Raw genomic sequence first — 18,593 nt, 5'->3', positions numbered from 1 at the left:
GAGACAGCTCTTTATATAGGGGTGCTGTTGAAGTAAGCTTACTGTTAAGCCTAGAAGCTTGTTCTCTAAAATCATAAAAAAGTCAGATCACTGTGACTATCCTAGTTTTTTGTGAAATGACCTTTATTAGTAAGGTTCACCTTCTACTTTTATTACTTAAAGGTATATACTGATTTTCCACATTAGGGGGTAAATTCGTGAAATTAAAATGCAAGTGTTTGCTATCTATCGTCTTATGTTTGAGTATATTGAGTGGATGTAGTAATGAGAATCGTTCTAACGGGACATACGTTTCTTTTGCTAGAAAAGAAAATTTATCAGACGCGTTACGAAAATCGTTATTCGAACAATTAAAAGAAAATGATATAGAATATATAATAGATACTGAAGGTTCCGTATATGTAAGTGAAAAAGATATCAATAAAGCTGTTTCGTGTTGTTCATAATACAACAAAACTTGCTATATGTCGTTAGGCTATGGAACAGTTATCAACGACACCGTCAAAGAGAGTTACATCCATTAATGGATGTCCTCACACTTTTGCAATGATTCTAATAAATAATGGGCAAAACGTAAACAACATTGCTGAACGATTAGGTATAGCTCAGCAATGTTGTTTAATTTTACGGACTTGTAATGAGAGCGTTAGAGAAGCAATCAATAGAAGTGTGTAGCATCATTTATTTTATTAATATTAAATCTGGGGATTGTGATTTTCAAGATTATCAACAAATCGCTGAATACGTTTCATTGCTTCTTGTAGTTGTTCCATAGAGGCAGCGTAGGAGCAACGAATATTTCCTTCACCGCTTTCACCGAAAACATCTCCTGGAACAACAGCAACTTTTTCAGTTAATAACAACTGCTCTGCGAATGCTTGAGAACTTAGTCCTGTTGACGCAATGGATGGAAATGCATAGAATGCTCCGCCCGGATAATGACAACTTAACCCCATATCATTAAAAGATTTAACGATAAAATTACGACGTTGGCGATAAATGTTTCTCATATCCTCTACATTGGATCTACCATGTTTTAGCCCTTCTAGCGCTGCATATTGGGCCATCGTTGGAGCACACATAATAGTGTATTGATGAATTTTTAACATGCCCTGTGATATTTCTTCAGGAGCACAAACAAATCCTAAGCGCCATCCTGTCATCGCAAATGCCTTTGAAAAACCGTTAAATAAGATCGTTCGCTTGTGCATTCCTTCTATAGAGGCAATGCTCGTATAGTTTTCATCATAAACAAGTTCTGCGTAAATTTCATCAGAAAGTACAAGCAAATCATGTTGTTCACAAAGTTCAGCAATCTTCTCTAATTCTGTTTTATTAAGCAAAGAACCAGTAGGATTATTAGGAGAACAAATCATAATCGCTTTGGTCTTTTTTGTAATAGCTGCTTCTAATTGATGCGGAAGAATTTTAAATTCATTTTCTTTTAATGCTTGCACAGTAACAGGTACGCCTCCAGCCATTGTTACGAGCGGTGCGTATGAGACAAAGCAGGGCTCAACAACAATGACTTCATCACCTGGATCTAGTATTGCTCTTAAAGCTATATCTATTGCTTGGCTAGCACCCACAGTCACAATAATTTCTGATTGCGGAGCATAAGTAACTGAAAAGTATTTTTTCATATATAAAGCAATCTCTTCTCTTAGTTCAAGTAGTCCAGCATTTGCTGTATAAGAAGTATAGCCTTGTTCTAACGATGAAATTGCAGCTTCTCTGACATGCCAAGGTGTGACAAAGTCTGGTTCTCCTACGCCAAGAGAAATAACACCTTCCATTTTTGTAGCCAAGTCAAAAAAGTGGCGTATACCAGAAGGCTTTAATTGTTCTACAGCGTTTGCTAAATAAGATTTTGTTTCGATCATTATGGGACACCACGATTCTTTTATCTTTATCTTTTGTTCGTATTCTATTTCAATAATATGTAAAAATATTGCTAAGGCTACTATCTGCTTATTATTGCTCTATCCATCATTTCTCTTTACTTTAAGTGATTTTTCAATGATCAAGTCAAGTAGCTGAGGATACGGAATACCTGCTGATTGTGCACTTTTAGGTAACAGGCTGTTTTTCGTCATTCCAGGTAATGTATTAACTTCCAATACATATGGAACGCCGTTATTGATGATCATATCAATACGGGCATAAACGCTACATTTCAATGATTTATAGCAAGAAATCGCTGAAGCAACAACACGATGATATGTTTCAGGCGGTAGCTGAATCACCTCTTCAACTGTAGTCACATCATTATATTTAGAAGTGTAGTCAAAAAACTCGTTCTGATGACGAATAGAAATTACCGGCAAAATTTTGCCATCCAATATCGAACAAGTGATTTCCTCGCCCGTTACCAGCTTTTCGATTATCACTTCGGAATCCCATTTGAATACTTCCGCAATCGTAGATTTTACCGCTTCTTTGTCATACACAATTTTTACGCCTACACTTGAGCCACCTGCATTAGGTTTCACTACTACTGGGTACCCCATGTTATCTAGCTCTTCCATATTAAGCTCTTCCATACTCATAAGATGAATCCAATCTGGTGTTTGCACACCTTCATACCTCATGATTTTTTTGGAAATATTCTTATCCATACATAAGCTACTGGACAGGACACCGCTTCCTGTATAGGGAACTCCCATAGTTTCAAGGGTACCTTGAACGGTGCCGTCCTCACCATACTTGCCATGTAACGCCAGTAACGCAACGTCAAGATTCCGTGCATTTTCCACTAAATCTTCTTTTTTCTCTATGTGGATTGGTACAATTGTATACTTATTTTTATCTAAATTAGCTATCATTTCTTCACCTGTCATAATCGAAACTTGCTTCTCGGAAGAAACCCCGCCCATAATGACGCCAACTCTCATTTTTTTAACCTCCATAATTATTTTTTAAAGTGTCTCCTATGATTTTAATTCCTTGAATAATTTCTTTCTCATGTAACCTAGAAAATCCTAACCGCAACGTATGTTGTCCACTACTGTCTGTGTAAAATACATTGCCTGTCGAAAAAACAACTCCCTTTTGGTAACACTTTTCTAAAAGCTTTTGTGAGTCAATGTTGTGATCTAGTTCTATAAAAAGGTGGAGCCCACCGTCACTTGTGATTCGCTTACATGGAATATATTGCTTACAATAATGGACAGCTAGTTCATATTTTTTCTTATAGACTGCTTTTGCTTTTTTTATATACTTCTCAAAGTAGCCATCATTTAAATATTGATATAGCACGGCTTGATCTAAAGTTGACGTATGCACCGTTCGAGCTCTTTTCATACTTTCCAAATAATAAATCAACTCTTTGTCTGCTAAAATCCAGCCAACTCGCAAGCCAGGAAAAAGAATTTTAGAGAAGCTACCAATATAAATCACATTATTGCCGTTTCCAGCAAAAGCAGCTAATGGAGCCTGATGGGACCCTGAGTAACGTAATTCTTCATTAAATCCATCTTCTATAATAGGAAGCTGATAGGCCGAAAACAGGTCCATGATTTTCTTTCTTTTTTGAGAGGATGTTACGATTCCAGTTGGATTATGATAAGACGGAATGAAATAGGCAAAATCATATTCCTGTTTAGATAAGCATTTTTCTAACTCACTAACATTGACACCGTCATCCTCCATTTCAATGCCATCAATCTCATAGCCATGTAATCGAAAGAGCTTGAGGGCTGCATGATGGGTTGGATTTTCACAAATCACACGGCCGTTCTTTTTATTTAAGGTGGATAAAAGAATATCCAGTCCTTCCGTAAAACCATTGGTAATTAAAATATCTTTGTTTCGAATGTCTACTCCCTTAATCTCCATGTAGTTAAGGAGGTAATCGATAAGCGGTTTATAGCCCTTTGCATAACCATAGTTAAGAACAATGTCTCCTTCAATGGACATACGATTTAAAAATGCCTTTTTAAAATTTTCTACATCAAATAGCTTTTCATCGGGCGCGATACTTGTAAATGAAATCATTTCTTTATTCCAACGTACTCCGTGTTTCATGAGATCTAATTTTTCAGATAAAAAGGTTTGCTCATTGATTTTTTCAGTCCAATTTAACTCGATAGTTGGAGCTTGAAAGGTCTCTACATGACTTACAAAGTGTCCTTTTCCTTTTACTGCATAAATCATGCCTTCTTGCTCTAAATCTGCATAAGCCGTAAGAACGGTATTTCGACTGATAGCTAATAATGAGCTGAGTTCACGAGTGGATGGAAGCTTTTGATGTTCAAGTAAATGCCCGTTCGTCATCATTCTTATTAAATATTCCTTAAGCTGAATATACAAAGGCCTGCCTTCCGTTATCTTAAAATCCTTAAACACTGAATTCATCTCCTTATTTACATTTTTACATTTCTGCACCGATACCAAAAGGTCCACTCAACATGGATTTTTATGGTCTGGTGGTAGGGTGTGGAACGATTCTTTTCTTTCACATAACCTACAAACGATGAAACACGTAATTTTGGTAGTATACTCACCAACATGTGAATACAATCAGGACAATTTGTTACTTCACTATTTTCTACTCTATTTCTTTTACATCACTAGCGAAGAATCATCTATTATTTGCCAAGGACGATGTGATACTTATAATCCTGGTCGTGTGCTTTCCTTTCGTACGGCGTTGCTAACCAAACTTGATTTCATGTTACGATTGTTTTTTCTTGTTGTACTAGAACCTGTTTGGCTGTCTCTATTACGAACGTAGCCATTCAAAACTATTCAGTTATTCCATTATAGAGCGCCTTTCCAGTGTAACGATAAACTAAATTTCTCGAGCAAGTTGGTTTGTTATATTGTACAGGTTCTATTGTTGTAGCTATAAAAAGAGTATTATTACATCAACCTGTTCTTAATGGTTTTTAGGATGCAGCGATTACTTCGCAAGATATATCAAAAAACGAAGGAAGAACCTTGATATTCTATATTTAAAGGAGGTGTCTTCGTTGTATAACCATGAAATTATAATTAAAAAAATTATTTTATATGTGGAAGAAAATCTACATGAACCACTTACATTAAAAAATATTGCAGCACAATCAAATTTTTCAATGTATCACTTCCATCGAATATTTCAAGCCACGGTTGGCATGACGGTAACTGAATATATTCGGTTAAGAAGATTGGCTAATGCTTCTTCCGCCTTGCTTTACACAAGTAAACGCATTCTGGATATTGCTTTATATTATCAGTTTGAATCACAAGAATCATTTACGAGAGCATTTAAAGAGATTTATAAGCTACCACCTGGTAAATATCGCAGAATAATGTCAGACGTGATGAAAATGAAGGAGGAAACAAATATGGATACAAAGGTGAAAGGTTGGTTTTTAAGTGGATCAAATCCATTTAATTACGAAATGGGAATTGATCATGAAGTTGTTCATCAGGGGAAAGCATCAGGTTATTTAAAATCCAAAACAGTGTTAGATTCAACTGAATTCGCTACTATGATGCAAACATTTAAGGCTAATCAGTTTGTTGGAAAGCGTATTCGACTCTCTTGTTTCATCCGTACGGAAGAGGTAAATACGTACGCTGGGATGTGGATGCGAGTAGACAACACAACGGAAGATGTTCTTCAATTTGATAATATGAGTAATCGCCCCATTAAAGGTACAACAAAGTGGAACCACTACTCTATTATTTTAGATGTTCCCACCCAAAGTGCTGTTATTTCGTTTGGTATCATGCTGTGTGGACAAGGAACTGTATGGGCAGATCAATTCACTTTTGAAGAAGTAAATAAAAATATTCCAACAACTAATTTAGATGTGCATGGTGAACTGCTGGACGAGCCAGTAAATTTATCGTTTGACGAAGAAATATAATTTAAGAGATGGTGATAACATGGCTAATTCCGGTAAAAAGGCTATTGGTGTAGTATTAAGTATTATCGTTATACTTATAATTATGTCTGTAAAGTTTGCAGGAATTAATACGTTAGTACATTACTTAACGTTTTGGTGAATATACGCCTAACTACACTGCAAATGTGCGCATTTCTTTAATAAAGAGATGCGTATTTTTTCATTAAAGGCTATATTGTAGTCATTCCGAATATCATTTTTGAAATTTAAGGGGCAAATTGAAGAGTCAACTTACTAACTAGAATAAATGCATCGAAACATTTGATTCGATGCATTTTTTTATATCTAATTTGTAAACTGGTTATCTTTTGAAGTAGTTTTAGAGCATGTCCTACCCATCACTATCCTGTTATAAAGTATATTTGTCCATTAAAGCATTTAAATCTCGATTTAATTCCGTTAGTGTTTCAGCAGCACTAGCAACATCAGCAATTGCTTTAATGTGTTCATCTATGGACGATGCAATTTCCTGTACTGAAGCCGCCGTCTGTTCTGATACACTGGACGCACTTTCGATTCCTTCACTCATCAACTTATTATAGGATGTCATAACGTCCATTTCTTTATTTACTGCTAATATCGATTCTACTATTTGTTTAACAGAATCAGACATCTGATTGAATTTGCTTTGTGTTAGAACAACATCATCATTTAACTTTTTAGCAGTCTCCATTGTTACTTCTACAGTTTCAACTGTTTTAGTAGTTTCTGAAACAATGGATAAAACGACTCCTTGTACTTGATGAGTAGCATTTTTTGATTGTTCCGCTAGTTTCCTTATTTCATCGGCAACAACTGAAAATCCTCTACCATACTCACCTGCTCTTGCTGCTTCAATACTCGCATTTAAAGCTAGTAAATTTGTCTGTTCTGCGATTGTTTCAATTGTTTCCATTACCTGTGTGATTTGATTTATTTTACTATTTAAATTTTTTATTTCATGACTGACTTCTTGTGATGCTGCTAATGAATCCGTATTTGATTTTTGTAATTGGTGAACGATTTCAATTCCCTCGGATGATAGTTTTTCTGCATGTTTTGTAATGTCGTACATAACTTTACTTTGTTTTTCCGTAGTATCTATTGAACAAGATAATAGCTCTACTGTTTGGTTTATCTTGTCCAAATCATGGGCTTGTTCTTGTGTACCAGTAGCAATTTCGGTAATTGCTCTACCAACTTCATCACTACTAGCTGATGTTTCTTCTGAAATTGCTGATAAGTTTGTCGCTGAATCCAATAATTGTTCACTAGTATTTTTAGTATTTTCGACAAGCGTACGTAATTGCTGTGACATTTTATTAAAAGCCATCGCAAGTTGTCCAATTTCATCACTTGATTCAGGCAAATTGGTAACCATTATATGACCATCAGCAATTTTTGATGATGTTTCAGCTACATCTTTTAGTGTATTTATTTTCCTGCGAATACCTAAATAAAACACAAGTGAGCTTAAAATAATGAGTACAACTGTTGTACCAAAGATAATATATTGTAAAATGTTTAATCCTTCATAAAATTCATCTTGAAAAACAGCAATGCCAATAGTCCAGTCCCAAGGCTCAAAATATTCTGTATAGGCTGTTTTATCTTTAAAAGAACCATCAGGCTGTTTGTCGGAATAAACGACATAACGATCTGATTCATTTTTGGACTTACCACCTGCAACTATCTTTTCTCGATTGCTTCTGTTAAGTTCATCGGTAGGAGCTCCACCTATTTTAGAAGGGTGCAGTTGCAACACTAAATCTTCGTCAAAAGCTAATATATAACCATTTTCTTTGTAAGTAAAATGGGATTTTTTATAATCGTAGTCTCCATTTTCATTTACTGGTCCATTTAGAATAATTCTCGCTTTTTCTTTCCCTTCCGCTAATGTTATTTTGCCACTTTCTACTTCTTCATTAATCAATTCTAATGAAGTATAGGCCCCCTTAACAATGCTTTGTAGTTCTCTTTGACCTGATTCTAAGAGCTGATTTTTGGCAACCAAATAACTTGTTGAGCCGATAATCACAACTGTGACAAGTATAATAGTTGTGATAAGTAGCATTAACTTCCCTGAGATACTTCGTAACTGTAAATTTTTCTTCTTCATTTGCTTCCTCCCACAACTATATATAGGTATATTTCGACAATAATCTACATAATTCAATAGTATCGAAATTATTTTTTATATTAGGAGAATGGATCTACGAACAGCTAGAAGCAAATTCTTTTTTAATCATTTGTCTTTTTCCACTGCCAATAGCCTTTTAAAGTTGTAACACTCTTGTGAGATGTCATCTAAAAGCAATCGCGTATAAATAACTATACATTGCTCATTCTTTAGTACTTTATGGTCTCCATCTTCCACAATCGTGCGTTTTTTGTGAGAAACTATGAAAGTGTTCATCTTGTTAAAGATTATATTGTTGAGTTACGCTCAATTTTTTATAATTCATTCATAACAAAAAACATGTTAGGGGGCATTGTTATGGAAATACATTGGGTAAATGGACAATATAGAGAAGATAATAGAATTTTTGATTCTCCGTTTGAAGTATATGAATGGACGGACTCTTTGTATCAAGATTTCTCAAATCACTTTTTGAGAGAAGAAAATGTCGGTTATGCCAGTCCTGATGTAAAGGTTATTGATTGTTTAACTGAACTAATACCACAATGGGCGATATACATTAATGTGGTTGTTATATTACATAGAGATGTGATAGAGGTAGATGGTAAAAATGTGTATAGGGTTTGGACGTCATATAGTAGATAAAGTTAATCAACAATCGGGCGCATTTCTTTAATAAGGAATGCGCCTTCCTCTTTTAAAGAGCCATTTTGTTGATTAACATGCTTTTGTGAAAGGTTTCAAACGGAAAAGATGCGCTTATTATGTATCATTAATATGTTCTTACGGAGACCGGTGTAAATTCTTTTATATATTGTTCCATTTTTGTAATGGAATCCGTAAATAACATCGCTTTTTGGTCAGCCATTGTTAAAAATCCACTTTTTACCATGTCATTGTAAAAATCCTTTAACTTATCGTAATAACCTGCTACGTTGAACAGGATACATGGATTTTTGTGTTGCCCAATTCTTGCCCATGAAATAACTTCTGATATTTCTTCTAATGTCCCTGGTCCACCTGGTAATGCAATATAGCAGTCTCCTAATTCAATCATTTTATTTTTTCTTTCAGACATTGAATTTACAATTTCTAAACGAGTTAAATTTGGATGACTTAGCTCTCGGTCTACTAAAAATGTCGGAATAATTCCGATTACTTCACCATTATGGTATAAAACTTCATCAGCAATGACGCCCATTAATCCTGCTTTTCCCCCACCATACACTAGCGTATGACCATGATTGGCAATCCACTTACCTAACGCTTTTGCTGCTTCAATATAAACTTCATTGTTTCCTAAACTCGCGCCACAATAAACTGCAATATTCAAATTTAACGCCTCCTTCATGCTATTATTATCATTATAGAAAAATAAGGAGTAGATTGCATTGAATATTGTAGAATATCAAAAATGGATTACAAAATTTTATAAAAAACGAGGTTGGTATGACTTAAATCCATTTATTCGTGTGAATTTTTTAACAGAAGAAGTAGGTGAAGTATCAAAAGCCATTCGTACACTTGAGATTGGTCGCGACCGTCCAGATGAAATTACACAATCTAAAGAACAACAAATCGAAAACTTGAAAGAAGAACTGGGTGATGTATTGGATAATTTATTTATTTTAGCAGACAAATACGAAATTGATTTGACAGAAATTATGGAAAGTCATAAAGATAAATTAACGAAACGCTATCAATAATACATATAGAAAGCGTCCCAAACACTGCTTGTAAAAAAATGCGGATTATCAACGTTAAAAATAGGCAAATTCTTATTCAATAATGATGAAATCGAAAGGTTTCAAATGCGCAATGCTTTTATCGTTTAAATAGGGGATTGTTAAAAATTTTACTCTGTTGCTTCCTTTTTTGGGTCGTCCAAAGTCTCCTTTTCCGCTTACTAAATAGCATAGAGACCACCATTAATAGAGTAGTCTCTATGCTATGTTGATTAACTGTTGAATCACTTCTTTTACATTTTTTTCGATTTCATTTCTTTTATTTTCTATGACTTTGCTTAATCCAAAATTAAATGATATTTTATATGGCTCAATTCCAATTAGATAACCTTTAATTTGATTTCTCAATTGATACAATACTTGGAATAAATGAAGATTATGAACTGAAAAGTCGAATGAACGAGATACAACAAGATGATCTAATGAATGAATTGTTATCTCTCCTGGTTGCCCACCTGTAATGGTACAATCTATTATAATAACAAACGTTGCATTTTCGATTTGTTGAATACAATAGTCGATGTCTGACTCTCCGATAATATACTGGGTATTTTGTGCACTTGCATCTCGCATCATTTCTTCCACTAAATAAATGCCAATCCCATCATCCATCATTAACCGATTTCCAATACCAAGTACGATAACTTTTTCCATTAGAACACCTGAATAGTTTTCACTTTTTTTCCGGGGCTGTATACATGTGTTGCACATGACATGCACGGGTCGAATGAACGTAGTATTCTGCCGATCTCAACCGGTTCATCGGGATTGGCTATCGGTGTCCCAATTAGCGCTTCTTCAGCTACTCCTCTATAACCATTCTCATCTCGTGTTGAAAAATCCCATGTTGATGGTGTTATAATTTGGTAGAAGGAAATTTTCTGATTTTTAATCTCTAGCCAATGCCCTAATGCTCCTCTTGTAGTATCTACTAGTCCCCTACCAGATGCTGATAAAGGGAGGTCGTATTTTTGCTGCATTTCCACATCCGGTATAATTTGTTTCAGTAGTATTTTCATAATTTCTGCAATTTTCTTTGTTTCTAATGCTCTGGCAATTGTACGGTCCATTGCTGAAATACGATTTATATAATTTCCACTTAAAATTAGTCTTGCTAGTGGTCCTACTTCAAAAGGAAGTCCATTATATCGTGGTGCCTTTACCCAAGAATATGCCCCTTTTTTATCCATGTCTGGTTCTAGAGCCAATTGATTTTGTTTATCAGTTTTCTCTGACAACTTGTAATAAGAATAATCTATTTTTTCTTCTATATTATTTTCGTTAAACACTTCTAGTCCTTTATTGGATAGAACAAGTGGATTCGTATACAGTGTTCCTAACTCTTTATAATTATGAAATGAACCATAAGATAGTAAGTTACCGTACCCTCCACCTAGTTGAAAATATTCGGGATAATAATGAGCAATATCATAAACGTCAGGAATCATTTTTTCGTCTATAAATTCTACAATTTTTTGTAATAGTGAATCAATCAATGCTACCTTCTCAGATGTTGCTTTTGTTGTAATACCACCGATAAACACCCCATGATTATGTGGTGCTTTCCCTCCTAATACCGCTAACATTTGGTGTGCCGAACGACTGATAGCGAGTGAATCTAAATAATGCTGTGCAATCCGATTATTCATTTCTTTAGCTAATCGAAAATCATGATGATCCGTTTCTAAGAGTGTATTTTGACCTAATTTAACATAATCTGGAACAGTATATTGATAAAAATGACGAATGTGATTTTGTAAAAACTCACAGCAATGAATGATATCTCGTAAATAGCGTCCTTGTTCCATAGGCTCAATTTTTAGTGCATCTTCTAAAGCCAGTGAGGAAGCCATAGAATGAGCCGCCGAACAAATTCCACATATTCGTTGTGTAAAGTAAACCGCATCAAAAGGACTCCTACCTACTAACATTTGTTCAAATCCTCTAAATAAGTTTCCTTTTGTTTTTGCATCCACAACTACATTGTTTTCAATCCGAACGTCAATTTCTAAAAAACCACTAATACGTGTCAAAGGATTTATGATAATTCTTTTATTCATCTTTTACCACTCTCGTTGTGTCATAGCTAATAAAAGGAGCCATCGCATCTGGAAAACCAAATTGCGCACATCCAATACAAGGTGTATCATCCCCAATTGGCCAATTTACGTGTCCGTTCCATTGCCTTGTCGGACAATCCGTTCTCGTTACTGGGCCACGACATCCAAGTTTGAATAAGCAAGTTTTATCACTTAATTTCTCCGCAAAAATTCCCCGATCAAAAAACGGTCTTCTTGGGCAACGGTCATGAATAAGCGTACTATAAAACATCAATGGGCGGTTTAAGCTATCTGTATCTGGCTCCCCATATAATAAAAGATGGGCTAAGGTTCCTAAAAACCAATCTGGGTGTACAGGACAACCAGGTAACATTATCATTTTTTTATTTGTTAGAACTTTGTTTATACCTACTGATTCAGATGGGTTTGGTTTTGCTGCTGACACTCCACCATGTGTAGCACATGCACCGACTGCCAATATGTGTGATGCTTTTTCTCCTAACAACTTGATTGCTTCTAGTCCTGTTAACGGTTTTCCTTTCCAACTACCAATGATGTTGTAAAGACCATTATTTTTTAAGGCTACTGCCCCTTCAACGGCTAAAATATAATCTCCTTCTAGTGCGTTCATTAATTTTGCAATAGCTTTTTCACCCTCCGAAACCATTAACGAATTACTGTAAAGAATATTGACCATTGATGTAAAAGCGTATTCAAAGTCTGGATTTTGCCCGTTTAACAAAGATATAATATTTCCTGAACAACCATTCAGTTCTAAATACACAAGATTCTTTTTGTTAATCAGTCCATTGTTCACATTATTTAACGCATTTGTCGTTAACCTTTTTGAAATAGCTTCATTACTTAAATCTTCCGGCGGTAAAATAAGCTTATTCAAGATATAACCTCCCCACAACAGGTAGAGTTGTTAAAATAGATTGTTGTCCAGCATGACATGAAGCAAATTCTTGTGAATATTCTTTACCAGCTAGTAAACCAAAGTGGGTCGCTGCTGCCCATGCTCGATTATTGGTGATATCATAAACAGTGCCGTTGACAGCAACATAAGCAGGATTTCCATTTTTACCATTGAAATTTGCTAATTCTCCTATTGTAAAATTACGTCCGTTTAAATGTGGAATGGATTGATTTGGCGATTGAGGTGTAGTAGGTGGCACTTGAGTGTTTTTAGGGGTACTGTTTACAGAAATTATTTGTGAATTATCAGATATTGGCTGGTAACAATTTAAAGCTTGATTGACAAGTAATTCACCAATGAAATGGATACTAGAAGTTGTATCCCATAACCTTTGAAGAATTACAGGGGTTATTGATGATTGATTAGTTGTAGAAAGTGTATAAATATCTTGTTGTACTTGCGAAACAAGGCTGTTCAACTGCCATCGAAGCATCTCGATATTTTGCATGTTTTCCTCCTAATTAGAGAGACTCCACACATTTTATGCTTCATGTTTATTTTCATTAACAAATTCTAGGTAATAGCAGGCCTGAAAGACGGAAAAGACGTCTTGTAGAACCTATAGGTGTTTTTAATAACACCTTCCCCTCTTCTTTTTGACATTCAGTAATTTGGCCAATTACTTTTGCATCTTTGCCTAGTTCGTGATTTTGTAGGATATCTAAAACACAATCTATTTGATTTTTGTCAACAATTAGCAATACTTTACCTTCATTAGCAAGATAGAGTGGGTCAAAACCTAAAATATCGCATGCTCCTTCTACCTCTTGCCGAATAGGAATTGAACGGTCTTCTATTTCAATTGTACAATGCAATTCTTCGCATAGTTCGACAAGTGCCGTTGATACACCACCACGTGTAGGATCACGCATTACACGAATCCCATCCACTTGCTCTAAAAGCTCTTGTAGTAAATGATTTAATGAAGCACAGTCACTTTGTACATCTGTCATCAAACCCAATTCCTCGCGTGCAGATACGATAGCAATACCATGGTCTCCAACTGTTCCACTTACAATTACCATATCGCCCACGCTTATATTTTCTGGATACAATTGATGTGTTTCTTTTATAAAACCAATTCCGGTTGTGTTAATAAATAATCCATCAACACTTCCCTTTTCTACTACTTTCGTGTCACCAGCTATAATTGACACACCTGCATTTTTGGCTTCTTCCGCCATACTTTTAACGATAAGTTTTAATTGCCTTATTGGAAATCCTTCTTCAAGAATAAAACCTGCAGTAATAGCTTGAGGTGTTGCACCACTTACTGCTAAGTCATTGACTGTTCCCGTAATAGCAAGCTTACCAATATCTCCACCTGGGAAAAATAAGGGTTTTACAACGTAACAATCTGTTGTAACTGCTAATTTTGAAGCGTTTAATTTAATGATTGCTGCATCAAGTTGTGTGTGCTGAAGATTACCAAAAGATTCGATAAAAACATCTTTAATTAACCGATGAGTTAACTCGCCGCCTTCTCCATGTGTTAAACTAATACGCTGCACCAAATTATCCCTCCTTCATATATTGGTAATGTGCTGCACAAGTACCTTCTGCCGAAACCATACAAGGACCAATTGGAAATAATGGTGTACACCCTTTACTAAATAGGATACATTCCTCAGGTGTTATTACCCCTTGAATAATTTCACCGCAGCGGCATTTTGTTTTTCGCGGCTCTTCAACAGACACATGAAACTTTTTCTTTGCATCGAATATCGCATATTCAGGTTTTAAAATGAAGCCACTGTTTTGAATTACGCCTATACCGCGCCATGCTTCATCGTGGTAATCTAAATATTTTTCCATCAACTTTTTCGCGACTATATTTCCGTCATTTTTGACCATATATTTATAATCATTAATAATTTCATTTTTTCCGCTTAATAATTGCTGTAATAGTTTATAAATCGCTCTTAACAATTCAACTGGTTCAAACCCTGTTATTACACCAGAAATACCGTACTCTTTTACTAAAAAATCAAAACTATTCTTTCCTGTCACCACAGAAACATGACCAGGTAATAAAAAACCATCTATATTAATCTCTTTGCCATTAAGTAGCGTCCTTAGTATAGGCTCCACTAATTTCGTTGTCATCCAAATAGTGTAATTTGTTAATCCCTTTTTTTCTGCCTCCTGAATAGTTGCCACAAGAATAGGTATAGTCGTTTCAAAACCAATACCTAAAAAAATGACTTCTTTTCCTGGATTCTCTTCTGCAATTTTAATACTGTCTAACGGGGAGTACACAACTCGTATATCCTTGCCTTCTGTTTTTGCCTCCATTAAAGAAAACTTTGATCCTGGGACACGCACCATATCACCAAATGTACAAAGAATGCGATTGGTATCACGCGATAATTCTATCATGGTATCTATGGATTTTTGATCTGTTACACAAACTGGACATCCTGGTCCTGCGATTAAACGAACATGGTCTTTCAGTCTTGTTTTAATACCAGTTTTTGCAAAAGCCATTGTATGTGAACCACATACTTCCATCAGTACAGGGATTCTACCTTTTTCTTTCTTATATTGCTCAGCAAGTTGAATGACTGCTTCCAAAGATTTTCGTAGAATAATAGGATTAGATAAATGTATCAGATGTTCCATTCATTATATTCCTCCATTCTTCCATACTCTCTTTTGCAAATTTCTCATCAACTATAGTCATGGCTTGCCCAGCATGTAACAAAACAAAATCGTTTAATTGAACTTCTGGTACAAAAACGATTCCAACAAACATCTTTGATCCCATTACATCCACTAATGCTTTCTCCGCTTTTATTTTTATTACTTTAGCAGGAACCCCTATACACATTGTTTCAAGTCTCTCCTAACTATTTTTATCTATAATTTTATGTGCAGCAATTAAAAGTTGTCCTATAGCTAAGCCACCATCATGACATGGAATCTTTTGATGTGTATATACTTGAAACCCTTCCTCACGAAGCTTATTCGTTATTTCAATTGACAAATAGTTATTTTGGAACGAGCCACCCGAAAGAACGACATTTCTATTTAAAACAGGGGATTTTTTCACAATTAATACAATCATTTTAACGCAACTTTCAACAATCGTTTGATGGAACTTTTGGATGATTTGGACAATAGGTTTTTGTTCTAATTTATCAATGACTATTTGACGTATCATAGCACTCATATCAAGTACAAATTCTTGAGGATTTTCTATAATTTCGAAGGAATACATATCCTTCGTTGATTTATTCATTGTGTCACGAGTTAAGTAATCAGATAACTTGATTGCTGCTTCTCCCTCATAAGTAGAACTTGTACAGATGCCCAATATTGCACTAACCGCATCAAATAAGCGTCCACAAGTTCCTGCCATTACTGTATTTAATTGTTTTAGAATCATTTGTTCTATGACATGAATTTCGTTTGATTTTTCAGGGAAAAGTTGTGTAGCAAATCTATTTCCTTCTTCTTTCAAAGATGAAACAATCATCCCAACTGCATTTCGCCACGGTTCTTTAACTGCCTTTTCACTTCCAGGTAAAGGTGTGTACTTTAAATGGCCTAATCTTCTGATTCTTTTTGCATCTCCATATAAAAATTCAAATCCCCAAATATGACCGTCATTACCGCAACCAGTACCATCTAAAATAATACCCAAACATGGTTCTTTGAGATTATGTTCTGCCATACAAGATACGTGATGAGCGTGATGATGTTGAATCGGTATTACTTCACTTTTCGATTGTTTTGCCAGTATAGTAGTTGCGTATAAAGGATGCATATCAACGGCGATATATTTTTCGTCAACAGTGTACCATTCTTTAAAAGATTGAAGCTGTTTGTTCAAGCTATTCATCATTTCCTCATTTTCTAAATCTCCAATTTGCGGACTAAGTACTAGACCTTTTTGACCCCCTATAGCAAATGCGTTTCTTTGATTTCCACCAAGAGCAATAATATTTGAAACATTCATATTGGATTTAATTACTTCAGGTGCCAAACCTCTAGCACTTCTAATAATGACCGTATTCTCTCCATTATGTTGTATTACTGAATCATCAATTGGATGTGCAATTTCACGATTATGCGTTAAGATATAATCACTAAGTTCACTCAAACCGTCATAATCTGAATCTTTGTAATAAATGGGAGAGCCACTTCTGTTGGCACTTGTCATAATTAGACATTCCAGTTCTGGCGTATCAAATAACAGATGATGAATAGGTGTATAGGGTAACATAACTCCAAGCTTGGTTAATCCAGGAGCAATATTAAGTGGTAATAAATTTTCTTTCTTCATTTCCAATAAAACGATAGGATTTGCTGAACTTGTTAATAATACGGCTTCATCAGATGTTATATAACAAAATTTCCGCGCGACTTCTAGTGATTTTACCATTATAGCGAATGGCTTTTGAGGACGTTTTTTTCGATTCCGTAGTAAATCTATTCCTTTTTCTTGGGTGGCATCACAAACAAGATGATAACCGCCTATTCCTTTAACGGAAATGATTTTCCCGAGTTTCAATAACTCTGTGGTTTTGGCGATTGCGAAAAGGTTATGCGCTATTAACTCACCTTTTGTATTTAGTAGATTCAATGTTGGTCCACAATTAGGGCAACAAATTGGTTGTGCATGGTGCCGTCGATTATTTGGGTTATGATATTCATTTTGACAGTCTGAACACATCGGAAATTTACTCATAGTCGTCTGAGGACGATCATATGGAAAACGATGTATTATCGTATAACGTGGACCGCATTGAGTACAATTAATAAATGGATGTTGAAAACGGCGATTTTGTGGATTCATCATTTCTTCTAAGCACAATTCACAAATTGCAGCATCTGGAGTAATAGCAAGAGTCGTAGGATGTTTGCTTTCTTTACTTTGAAGAATAGAGAAATCTTTGTAATAATGAGGCGGTATTTTTTGTATTTCCAAATCCGTGATGTTGCATATTTTTGGTGGATTACTTTTTAATTCGTGTATCATCTCGTGTAGTCTTTCTTCTTCACCCTCTATAATAATCGATACACTGCCAACGGTATTTTGTACAGTTCCTTTTAAGTCGTACTTTTTTGATAGATCATACACAAAAGGACGAAAACCTACACCTTGTATTTTTCCCTGCACAACGACATTTAATGCTTGATACATGTACGATAAACATCCTTAATCCAATTAATCCAATCATCTATACCTTCCCCTGTCGTTGCAGATACTAATTTGAATTGTGCGGTGGGATTAATTTGTGCTAAATCTTGTTTCGCCTCTTCGATGTTGAAAGCTACATATGGCAAAAGATCTATTTTATTAATAATCGTTAAATCGGTTCTTCGAAACATGACAGGATATTTCGGTATTTTATCATTACCTTCTGGAACACTTAAAACGACAACTTTATAATCTTGGCCTAAATCATAACCAGAAGGACAAACTAAATTACCAATGTTTTCTATAAAGAGTATATTAATAGATTCAAAGTTGAATTCTGGAATAGTCTTGGCAATCATTCTTGCATCTAGATGACAACCACCCACAGTATTAATTTGAACTGTTTTGATTCCAAGAGAGCGTAATCTTTCTGCATCTCGTTCTGTCGCTAAATCTCCTTCAATCACAGCAATATTGAACTTGTCCGCTAGTCTTTTAACTGTTTCTTCTAATAGGGTTGTCTTACCCGCACCAGGTGAACTCATTAAATTAATTACTAGTGTTTTATTCTCTTTAAACAAATTCCGATTAAATGTTGCCGCGGCATTCAGATCGGTTAATACTTCTTCTTTAAGTTTTATTTTCAA

The 18,593-nt window shown here is 35.1% G+C and carries 17 protein-coding genes and 1 pseudogene; 3 read left to right on the top strand and 15 right to left on the bottom strand.

Annotation, left to right across the window (positions count from 1 at the left end):
* Positions 1-695: 695 nt before the first annotated feature.
* From T479_RS07600 to T479_RS24335, 4 genes and pseudogenes are all read right to left on the bottom strand, one after another.
* Positions 696-1,883, bottom strand: a complete 1,188-nt coding sequence (locus T479_RS07600; RefSeq protein WP_025219120.1) for an aminotransferase — start codon at positions 1,881-1,883, stop codon at positions 696-698.
* Between the two features lie 99 nt (positions 1,884-1,982).
* Complete coding sequence (locus tag T479_RS07595) at positions 1,983-2,894, bottom strand: D-alanine--D-alanine ligase (RefSeq protein WP_025219119.1); 912 nt, start codon at positions 2,892-2,894, stop codon at positions 1,983-1,985.
* A gap of 4 nt (positions 2,895-2,898) precedes the next feature.
* Positions 2,899-4,347 carry a MocR-like pyridoxine biosynthesis transcription factor PdxR gene (gene pdxR / locus T479_RS07590; protein ID WP_024363309.1) on the bottom strand — a complete coding sequence of 483 codons (1,449 nt, stop codon included), beginning with the start codon at positions 4,345-4,347 and terminating at the stop codon, positions 2,899-2,901.
* Positions 4,348-4,364: 17 nt separating this feature from the next.
* Positions 4,365-4,556: pseudogene (locus T479_RS24335) on the bottom strand (hypothetical protein); the annotation flags it as partial.
* A 417-nt stretch (positions 4,557-4,973) separates the two neighbouring features.
* Here T479_RS24335 and T479_RS07585 point away from each other — a divergent pair.
* Positions 4,974-5,858, top strand: coding sequence for a helix-turn-helix domain-containing protein (locus T479_RS07585; protein ID WP_024363308.1), 885 nt, complete (start codon positions 4,974-4,976; stop codon positions 5,856-5,858).
* A gap of 388 nt (positions 5,859-6,246) precedes the next feature.
* Here T479_RS07585 and T479_RS07580 read toward each other — a convergent pair whose 3' ends face one another.
* A complete protein-coding gene (locus T479_RS07580; RefSeq protein WP_025219118.1) occupies positions 6,247-7,995 on the bottom strand; it encodes a methyl-accepting chemotaxis protein in 1,749 nt (582 codons plus the stop codon).
* A 378-nt stretch (positions 7,996-8,373) separates the two neighbouring features.
* Between T479_RS07580 and T479_RS07575 the strand changes: the two genes are divergently transcribed.
* Complete coding sequence (locus tag T479_RS07575; RefSeq protein WP_025219117.1) at positions 8,374-8,661, top strand: hypothetical protein; 288 nt, start codon at positions 8,374-8,376, stop codon at positions 8,659-8,661.
* Positions 8,662-8,788: 127 nt separating this feature from the next.
* Here T479_RS07575 and T479_RS07570 read toward each other — a convergent pair whose 3' ends face one another.
* Positions 8,789-9,349 (bottom strand): LOG family protein, encoded by a 561-nt coding sequence (locus T479_RS07570; protein ID WP_025219116.1) that lies wholly within the window; start codon positions 9,347-9,349, stop codon positions 8,789-8,791.
* Positions 9,350-9,407: 58 nt separating this feature from the next.
* On the opposite strand from T479_RS07570, the gene T479_RS07565 reads away from it, so the two are divergent.
* Positions 9,408-9,722 carry a MazG nucleotide pyrophosphohydrolase domain-containing protein gene (locus T479_RS07565; protein WP_025219115.1) on the top strand — a complete coding sequence of 105 codons (315 nt, stop codon included), beginning with the start codon at positions 9,408-9,410 and terminating at the stop codon, positions 9,720-9,722.
* Positions 9,723-9,959: 237 nt separating this feature from the next.
* Here the strand turns inward: T479_RS07565 and T479_RS07560 are convergent, their stop codons facing one another.
* Genes T479_RS07560 through hypB form a run of 9 tightly spaced genes read right to left on the bottom strand, consistent with a single transcriptional unit; the run spans position 9,960 to position 18,593 of the window.
* Positions 9,960-10,415 (bottom strand): hydrogenase maturation protease, encoded by a 456-nt coding sequence (locus tag T479_RS07560; protein WP_025219114.1) that lies wholly within the window; start codon positions 10,413-10,415, stop codon positions 9,960-9,962.
* Positions 10,415-11,821 (bottom strand): nickel-dependent hydrogenase large subunit, encoded by a 1,407-nt coding sequence (locus T479_RS07555; protein WP_025219113.1) that lies wholly within the window; start codon positions 11,819-11,821, stop codon positions 10,415-10,417. Before T479_RS07555 ends, T479_RS07560 begins: the two co-directional genes overlap by 1 nt.
* Positions 11,814-12,719, bottom strand: coding sequence for a hydrogenase small subunit (locus T479_RS07550; RefSeq protein WP_025219112.1), 906 nt, complete (start codon positions 12,717-12,719; stop codon positions 11,814-11,816). Before T479_RS07550 ends, T479_RS07555 begins: the two co-directional genes overlap by 8 nt.
* Positions 12,712-13,248: a cytochrome b5 domain-containing protein gene (locus tag T479_RS07545; protein WP_024363300.1), complete on the bottom strand. Its 537-nt coding sequence runs from the start codon at positions 13,246-13,248 to the stop codon at positions 12,712-12,714. Before T479_RS07545 ends, T479_RS07550 begins: the two co-directional genes overlap by 8 nt.
* 55 nt (positions 13,249-13,303) lie before the next feature.
* Positions 13,304-14,311 (bottom strand): hydrogenase expression/formation protein HypE, encoded by a 1,008-nt coding sequence (hypE, locus tag T479_RS07540; protein ID WP_024363299.1) that lies wholly within the window; start codon positions 14,309-14,311, stop codon positions 13,304-13,306.
* A 4-nt stretch (positions 14,312-14,315) separates the two neighbouring features.
* The gene (gene hypD, locus T479_RS07535; protein ID WP_025219111.1) at positions 14,316-15,422 is read right to left on the bottom strand and encodes a hydrogenase formation protein HypD; all 1,107 of its coding nucleotides are present in this window, start codon (positions 15,420-15,422) and stop codon (positions 14,316-14,318) included.
* Positions 15,397-15,630 carry a HypC/HybG/HupF family hydrogenase formation chaperone gene (locus T479_RS07530; RefSeq protein ID WP_024363297.1) on the bottom strand — a complete coding sequence of 78 codons (234 nt, stop codon included), beginning with the start codon at positions 15,628-15,630 and terminating at the stop codon, positions 15,397-15,399. Before T479_RS07530 ends, hypD begins: the two co-directional genes overlap by 26 nt.
* Positions 15,631-15,645: 15 nt before the next feature.
* Positions 15,646-17,949, bottom strand: coding sequence for a carbamoyltransferase HypF (hypF, locus tag T479_RS07525; RefSeq protein ID WP_025219110.1), 2,304 nt, complete (start codon positions 17,947-17,949; stop codon positions 15,646-15,648).
* The gene (gene hypB / locus T479_RS07520) at positions 17,934-18,593 is read right to left on the bottom strand and encodes a hydrogenase nickel incorporation protein HypB (protein ID WP_025219109.1); all 660 of its coding nucleotides are present in this window, start codon (positions 18,591-18,593) and stop codon (positions 17,934-17,936) included. Before hypB ends, hypF begins: the two co-directional genes overlap by 16 nt.

It is taken from the genome of Lysinibacillus sphaericus (genome assembly GCF_000600105.1).
GTDB lineage: Bacteria > Bacillota > Bacilli > Bacillales_A > Planococcaceae > Lysinibacillus > Lysinibacillus sphaericus.
The sequence above is the reverse complement of the archived record's forward strand: the minus strand, read 5'-3'. Positions and strand labels throughout refer to the sequence as shown.

Excerpts from the sequence above, each read along its gene's own strand:
- T479_RS07600 (WP_025219120.1), bottom strand. The coding sequence starts at position 1,883 with ATGATCGAAACAAAATCTTATTTAGCAAACGCTGTAGAACAATTAAAG.
- T479_RS07595 (WP_025219119.1), bottom strand. The coding sequence starts at position 2,894 with ATGAGAGTTGGCGTCATTATGGGCGGGGTTTCTTCCGAGAAGCAAGTT.
- T479_RS07580 (WP_025219118.1), bottom strand. The coding sequence starts at position 7,995 with ATGAAGAAGAAAAATTTACAGTTACGAAGTATCTCAGGGAAGTTAATG.
- T479_RS07575 (WP_025219117.1), top strand. The coding sequence starts at position 8,374 with ATGGAAATACATTGGGTAAATGGACAATATAGAGAAGATAATAGAATT.
- T479_RS07560 (WP_025219114.1), bottom strand. The coding sequence starts at position 10,415 with ATGGAAAAAGTTATCGTACTTGGTATTGGAAATCGGTTAATGATGGAT.
- T479_RS07555 (WP_025219113.1), bottom strand. The coding sequence starts at position 11,821 with ATGAATAAAAGAATTATCATAAATCCTTTGACACGTATTAGTGGTTTT.
- T479_RS07545 (WP_024363300.1), bottom strand. The coding sequence starts at position 13,248 with ATGCAAAATATCGAGATGCTTCGATGGCAGTTGAACAGCCTTGTTTCG.
- hypD (WP_025219111.1), bottom strand. The coding sequence starts at position 15,422 with ATGGAACATCTGATACATTTATCTAATCCTATTATTCTACGAAAATCT.
- T479_RS07530 (WP_024363297.1), bottom strand. The coding sequence starts at position 15,630 with ATGTGTATAGGGGTTCCTGCTAAAGTAATAAAAATAAAAGCGGAGAAA.
- hypF (WP_025219110.1), bottom strand. The coding sequence starts at position 17,949 with ATGTATCAAGCATTAAATGTCGTTGTGCAGGGAAAAATACAAGGTGTA.